Origin of the sequence: Lonsdalea britannica (assembly GCF_946477055.1) — a bacterium.
GTDB lineage: Bacteria > Pseudomonadota > Gammaproteobacteria > Enterobacterales > Enterobacteriaceae > Lonsdalea > Lonsdalea britannica_A.
Map to the genome: position 1 here is coordinate 1 of NZ_CAMKXG010000185.1, position 6,906 is coordinate 6,906.

Consider the following 6,906-nt stretch of genomic DNA (forward strand, 5'->3'; position numbering starts at 1 on the left):
CAGCGTCAGATGTGTATAAGAGACAGCGGCAAGCAAGCTATAACAATATAACTATTTGTATATTAGATATATTTTCATCATGTCACTAATCTTCTCTCATCTCACAAAAGTGGCACATCATCATTTATCTGAGCGAAAAACAGAGCTACGCTGAAAGTGTCAAAGTACACAGTCAAAGGGGGCTGTTATGTATAAGACCATTTTGGTGCCTGTCGATATTGATGAAGAAGATCTGACCAAGAATGCCCTGTCTCAGGCCACTTTTCTGGCTAAATTATCCGGAGCGAAACTGCATCTGTTTCATGTTCTACCGGATGTCTCCGCTTATATCTCCGCCTATGCGTTTGGTTTGAAAGAGTTTGAAAACGAGGCGGTGGTTAAGGCGGATGAAAAGTTGCACGAACTTCTGAGCCAGATAGACCTCCCGGCGGAGCAGCTGGATCACAGTATTACCTTTGGTACGCCGCGTGATGAGGTTCTGGAGCTGGCCGAGGAGATCCATGCCGATCTCATCGTGGTCGGTTCTCGTCGTCCGAGTGTCAAAACCTATCTGCTAGGGTCTAACTCCTCGGCGATTGTGCGCCATGCCAAAACGTCGGTGCTGGTGGCGCGCTAACGACGTGGGGACGCTGCGCAATCTGGCGGCGTCCAACGCTTAACGAAGCTGGCTGTCTTTACTGCCGCGGCGGTTGTAGCCAGCATTGATGCTGCGCTGTTTGTCGATTTTCGCCTGACAGGCAACGCAGTAGCGCACGCCCGGCAACGCTTTACGTCGGGCTTCCGGTATGGGGTCTCCACACTCCTCGCAATAATCAGCGCTTTCACCGCGATGTAACTGGCTACGCGCCTGAGCGATAGCATCATCGACGGTAGCATCGATTTGCTCCTGAACGGAGCCGTCACTTGACCAACCACTTGCCATTGTTGACCTCCTGCTTGCGGGATGACGCGGTCAACGCATGTTGCGTGTTTGACACGAATACGTTGCCTCCGCCTCGGTGCGAGTCGGTAATCATAAAATAGCTGAAATCAGCAGAATGTGTGGACTAAGCGACTATTCTCGTTGAGCGGGTGTAGTGACAGAAGACGTGTCCAGAGAATGCTCAACGCGGGTTTGCTGCTGAACTTCCTGGTGATAAAGAAAGGCGCCGACGGCGGAATAAACAAAACGGCCTAACAGAATGATGAGACTGATCATGAGTACGGTACGAGCTATACGCGTACTACTTCGTCGTTGACGTAACATGATTCTTCGCCTGTGGGTAACCGTAGACATTACCGGATGTATTCCTGATAAAAGCGGACATTCGCTGTTGTTTATTTAGGCACAAGCTGGCGGTGGGGTCAATGCGCCTGAGGCAAAAAATCACCCTCAGGCGCAAATGTGAAAAATCTCACAACATGAAGCAGGAGTAGGGCGCAGGCCGCGCTGTCCCGGTCTAACTTTGCGTCGGTGACTCTTTTTCCTCTTCAATCAACAACGTCCAGTCGCTGATGCCCTGCCAATATTCCTGCTCTTTTTCCAGGTCGAGCTGTACCAGCGTATTTTGACTGAAATAGCCGAACGGGAAAATCAGGGTCCAGGTGCGATCGTCCGTCGCCAGACGCAGCGTTTGCGGCGACGTCGTGGCCTGACGCTGGTTATTCAGCAGCGTCGCCAATCGCAGCAACAGAATCATCGGCATGTACTGTTTCTTTTTGAACTGATTCAGGCGCGGCAGCTCGTCCGTTTTTATCGCCTTACGGTGCCAGCGCACCAGTAGAGACAGCACCATCTGCTGTTCCTGATTGAACCCTGGCAGATTAGTGTTTTGCAGGATGTAAGCGGAGTGGCGGTGCATACCGCTGTGGTTGATGCCGAGTCCCACTTCATACAGCATGGCCGCCCATTTCAGAATGGCCTCCAGCTGCGGATCCACCAGCGAGGGGTTCTGTTCTTCCCACTGGATGTAGAGCAGTTCCGCCGTTTCACGGACGCGATGGGCCTGTGCGCGGTCGATGTTGTAGTGGCTGGCCAGACTTTTCGCGGTACGGATGCGAATGTCCTGATGGCGGAAGCGCCCCTCCATTTCATACAGCACGCCTTCGCGCAGCGCGCCGTCCGACAACCTTAGCGTATCGATAGCCAGCGTATCGAAGACCCCGCAGAGGATGGCAAGGCCGGGAACCAGCACGTTCTGCCGCTCATCCGTCAGGCCCGGCAGACTTAGCGCTTTCACGTTCTTGTGCTTCAGGATCTCATCGCGCAGCATCTCAAGACGTTCCAACGTAATCTGGCCGTCTTTCTCGCCCATCGCCAGCAGTATCTCGTTGGCTGCTTTGATGGTGCCGGATGCGCCCAGCGCGTAGTCCCATCCGTAGATGCGGTATTGCCAGGCCAGATTTTCCAACTGCTGCGCGGCGGCCAGCCGGGCGCGTTTGAAGTTGTTGGCGTTGATTTCACCATCGGGGAAAAACAGTTGGGCGAAGCTGACGCATCCCATCCGGCGGCTCTCCACCAGCTTGGGCTCGAAATCTTCGCCGATCACCAGCTCCGTCGACCCGCCGCCGATGTCGATCACCAGCTTGCGGCCTTTTTCCGGCTGCGTGTGCTCGACGCCCATAAAGATCAGTCGCGCTTCTTCATGCCCGGAAATAATGGAGATCGGGTAGGGGATGATTTTGGCGGCGCGCTGCAAAAAATCCTGCGCGTTGTGCGCTTCGCGCAGGGCGTGCGTCCCGACGATAGAGACATTGGCCGCCGGAAATCCCTGAAGGCGTTCGGCAAACAGCGTCAGGCAGTTCAGACCACGTTCGATAGACTCCTCGCTCAGCCGATTTTGGCTGTCGAGTCCGTCTACCATATGCACCCGTTGTTTCAGGCGGCTAAGTACCTGAAGCGCGCCATTGACCACGCGGGCGACCACCATATGAAAACTGTTGGAGCCCAGATCGATGGCGGCGAATTCCTGGGGTTTTTCAGCGATATTGTCGGTTAAAGGCATGGCTGTGGCCTACTCTTCGGGTTGCTCAAGGACCTTAAGATATTCATAGATCGCATTCTGGGCGCGGACTTTGCGCCGGTTGCCTCGGGTGACGTAGTGATTGTTCAATTCCTTGTCCAGCACGCGGGCTTTGACCGTATCGCTGAACAGAATCTCCAGAATATCGAGGATTCGCGCTTTCAGCGTCTGATCCAGCACTTCCACCGCGACTTCGATTCGGTAATCGATGTTGCGGGTCATCCAGTCGGCGGAGGAGAGAAACACCTTCTGATCGCCGCCGTTGTGGAAAACATACAGCCGGTCGTGCTCCAGATAGCGGTCCACGATGCTGGTGACGCGGATATTATCACTGATCCCCGGAATATCGGGAATGAGCGAGCACATCCCGCGGACCAACAGGTTCATTTTCACCCCGGCGCCGGAGGCGGCATACAGCCGGTCGACCAAACCTTTGTCCACCAGATTGTTCACCTTCAGGGTGATTTTCGCTTCCAGCCCGTCCTGCGCGTTGGCAATCTCGCGGTCAATCAGCTCATAAAGACGGCTACGAGAGTTTTGCGGAGAGACGAGCAGGTGATCGAAGCTCACCGGCCGATAGGGGTTTTCAATGAAGTTGAAGACCCGGCGCACCTCGTTGGTGATGCGTTCGTCGGCGGTCAGCAGCGAGTAGTCGGTATACAGCCGCGCGGTTTTTTCGTTGAAGTTCCCGGTCCCGATATGCGCATAGCGCACCACGTTGTCGCCTTCACGACGCGAGATCAAAAACAGCTTGGCGTGAATTTTCAGTCCGGGAATAGAGAAGATGACGTGAACGCCCGCTTCCGTCAGTCTTTTCGCCCAGTGAATGTTGGCCGCCTCGTCGAAACGCGCCTGCAATTCCACCACGACCGTGACCTTTTTGCCGTTGTGCGCGGCGTGGATCATGGAGTTGATGATGCGAGAATCCTTGGCGACGCGATAGATGTTGATTTTGATCGCCAGCACGCTGGGGTCGAAGGACGCCTGCCGCAGAATTTCCAACACGTGCTCGAAGGTATGGTACGGGTAGTACAGCAGCACATCGCGCTCGCGGATAGCATCAAAACCGTTGCGGAAGTGATTGAACCCCAGATGACGCAGGCGTGGCAGCGGTTTGTTGACCAGATTGGCGCGGCCCACGTTCGGGAAGCCGATGAAGTCTTTAAAGTTGTGATAGCGGCCGCCGGGAATGACCGAGTCATAGGAGGTGATATCGAGTTTCTTGAGCAGGCACTCCACCATCGCATCCGGCATATCGCGCTGATAGACGAAGCGGACCGGTTTGGCCGTCAGCCGCTGTTTGAGGCTGGATGACATCAGCTCCAGCAGGCTGGACTCCATTTCCGTCACCAGATCGTACTCGGCGTCGCGCGTCATCTTCATGGAGTACGCGTTCAGCACGTCGTAATCGAAGAATCCCCGGAAGATATCATCCAGACAGTAGCGCAGGATATTGTCGATCAGAATCATGGTTTTGCGGCGATGCGGCGCTTCCGGCGGCAGATCGACGAAGCGAGCGACCTTGTCGGACGGAATTTCCAGCAGCGCGTAGTCCGTCTTCTCGCCGCGGATGATTTCGATGGCCAGATAGGTGTAATCGTCTTTCAAAAACTGAATCAGATTGGTTTCAGGCAGCAGCAGAATCGGGGTGATATGCGGGCGCAGGTGGTGTTTGAAGTAATCGCGCAGCCACGCCTGCTGATTGGGCGACACCTGCCGCTCGTTGACCAGAAAAATCTGGTTACGCGCCATCTCTAGCAGCAGCTCGTTATACAGGTTGTCGAACAGCTGATCGGTTTTCAGCACGCGCATCTGAATTTTGCTCAGCAGATGACGCAGCCCGCTGGCGGAGCCTTGTTCTTCGTTAATCAGAATACGACGTTTGAGGTCGGCGAATCGGACCTTGTAGAACTCGTCCAGATTGCTGGAGTAGATGCCCAGAAAGCGCATACGTTCAATCAGCGGATTATTCTTGTCGGCGGCTTCTTGAAGTACGCGTTCATTGAAAGATAACCAACTCAACTCTTTGTCTATGTAGAGTTTGTCCTGACTCATTCTCACTCCGTTAAATGATTTTACTGAAGTGTTTCTACTATCCATTACCATTATGGCGCGTGAATGACGGGCATGGCGAGTCTTCAAATGGACTTTTTCTCATCCTGGTCAACGGGGGCAGCGAGATTTTGCGTTTCACAAACGCTACTGGTATGACAGGGCGGGGAGAAGCTCACAGGACGGCGTGCGGCGCGAAACGCCGCACGCCGGGGCTTACTGGCACAGACTGTAGATAATCGCGGTCATCGCAATCAGACCGGCCAGGGTCACAAAGAGATTGCTGAGCTGTCCGCTGTAACGCCGCATGGCGGGGACGCGATGAATCGCATACATCGGCATCAGGAATAGCAGGCAGGCGATAATCGGGCCGCCCAACGTTTCGATCATCCCAAGAATGCTGGGGTTCTTCGTGGCGACCAGCCAGGTGGTCAGCAGCATAAAGAGGGTGGTGATGCGGTTCAGCGTGCGCGGAGCCCACGTTTTCCCGCTCCGACGCAGCGTTTTCACCATCAGCCCGTTGAACCCTTCGCCTGCGCCAAGGTAATGACCCAGGAACGATTTAGAGATAGCGACGGTCGCGATCAGCGGCGCGGCATAGCCGATGAGCGCGCTATCAAAGTGGTTCGCCAGATAAGACAGAATCGAGATGTTCTGCGTTTTTGCCGACATCAGTTCTTCCGGCGACAGCGCTAGCACACAGCTGAACACGAAAAACATCACCGTCAGCACCATCATCACATGGCTATAGGACAGAATGCGGGTGCATTTCTTCTCCGCCGCATCGCCGTACTCTTTGCGCTTGGCGACGGCAAACGAGGAGATGATCGGCGAGTGGTTAAACGAAAACACCATCACCGGGATCGCCAGCCAAAGCGTCGCGGGCAGGCTGCTGCCGCTGACGGCGCCCGATAAAGACAGATGATGAAACACCGACAGATTCCAATGCGGCACCAGATAGCAGGCCAGCAGCAACAGCACGGTCAAGAACGGATAGACCAGCACGCTCATCGCTTTCACGATGGTGGCTTCTCCGAGGCGGACGACGAACATCAGGCACAGAATCAGCACCAAGGCTAGCAAGGCGCGCGGTGGCGACGGCAGGTGCAGCTGATGGGTGATGAAGCTATCGACGGTATTGGTGATCGCCACGCTGTAGACCAGCAGAATGGGATAAATCGCGAAAAAATACAGCAGGGTAATGAGATGACCGGCCCGGGCGCCGAAGTGCTCCTCCACGACCTCGGTGATGTCTTCCGCATCGCCTTTGCCAGAAAGGACGAAACGGCACAGCGCGCGATGCGAGTAGTGCGTCATCGGAAACGCGATAATCGCCATGATGATGAGCGGCAGCAAACCGCCGATACCGGCATTGATGGGCAGAAACAGCACCCCGGCGCCGATGGCCGTGCCATACAGTCCCAGCATCCAGACGGTATCGCTTTTGCGCCAGGTGGAGGCGGTGTCAAAGACCGCGCTGCTTTCCTGAATTGAGCTCATACAACTCTCTCCTGAGCGAGTAATGCCTATAAAACAGACGACCGGCGAATGAAGTCAGGCCGGGCGAAACGTGCGGGAAAACAATGAGCCGTCAGGACGGCGATCATCTGGCGATGCACCTATCTGAAGCGAAAGCCGAGGATAAGACCAAACGGGACGACGAGCCGTTAGCGAAAACGCCGTTGAGCAGAGGAGAAATCTTCATTGCGGGAAATACATCCTTAAATACCAGTTTCCGTGAGCGCCGCGGTAAGAACACGCGGTCATTGCATTCGGGCAAACAAGATGGCCGGAATCGCGGCGCTATTATCTCGCTAAATAAAACGCGGGTGCAAACCCGGTCGCCTGCAGC

6 protein-coding genes are annotated in these 6,906 nt (G+C 55.0%); 2 read left to right on the top strand and 4 right to left on the bottom strand.

The window, feature by feature from the left end; all coding sequences use genetic code 11:
* Positions 1-187 precede the first annotated feature (187 nt).
* On the top strand, positions 188-616 hold the full coding sequence (locus Q7O77_RS12425) for a universal stress protein (RefSeq protein ID WP_304167723.1): 429 nt from the start codon (positions 188-190) through the stop codon (positions 614-616).
* Between the two features lie 39 nt (positions 617-655).
* Here the strand turns inward: Q7O77_RS12425 and Q7O77_RS12430 are convergent, their stop codons facing one another.
* The 4 genes from Q7O77_RS12430 to Q7O77_RS12445 all read right to left on the bottom strand — a co-directional run bounded on the left by Q7O77_RS12430 (position 656) and on the right by Q7O77_RS12445 (position 6,554).
* Positions 656-922, bottom strand: coding sequence for a DksA/TraR family C4-type zinc finger protein (locus Q7O77_RS12430; protein WP_304167726.1), 267 nt, complete (start codon positions 920-922; stop codon positions 656-658).
* Positions 923-1,439: 517 nt separating this feature from the next.
* Positions 1,440-2,984, bottom strand: a complete 1,545-nt coding sequence (ppx, locus tag Q7O77_RS12435; RefSeq protein ID WP_304167729.1) for an exopolyphosphatase — start codon at positions 2,982-2,984, stop codon at positions 1,440-1,442.
* Between the two features lie 9 nt (positions 2,985-2,993).
* Complete coding sequence (ppk1, locus tag Q7O77_RS12440) at positions 2,994-5,057, bottom strand: polyphosphate kinase 1 (RefSeq protein ID WP_304167731.1); 2,064 nt, start codon at positions 5,055-5,057, stop codon at positions 2,994-2,996.
* 213 nt (positions 5,058-5,270) lie between these two features.
* Positions 5,271-6,554, bottom strand: coding sequence for an HAAAP family serine/threonine permease (locus Q7O77_RS12445; protein WP_304167733.1), 1,284 nt, complete (start codon positions 6,552-6,554; stop codon positions 5,271-5,273).
* 83 nt (positions 6,555-6,637) lie between these two features.
* Here Q7O77_RS12445 and Q7O77_RS12450 point away from each other — a divergent pair.
* The coding region (locus Q7O77_RS12450) for a hypothetical protein (protein ID WP_304167736.1) at positions 6,638-6,906 on the top strand (269 nt) is incomplete at its 3' end.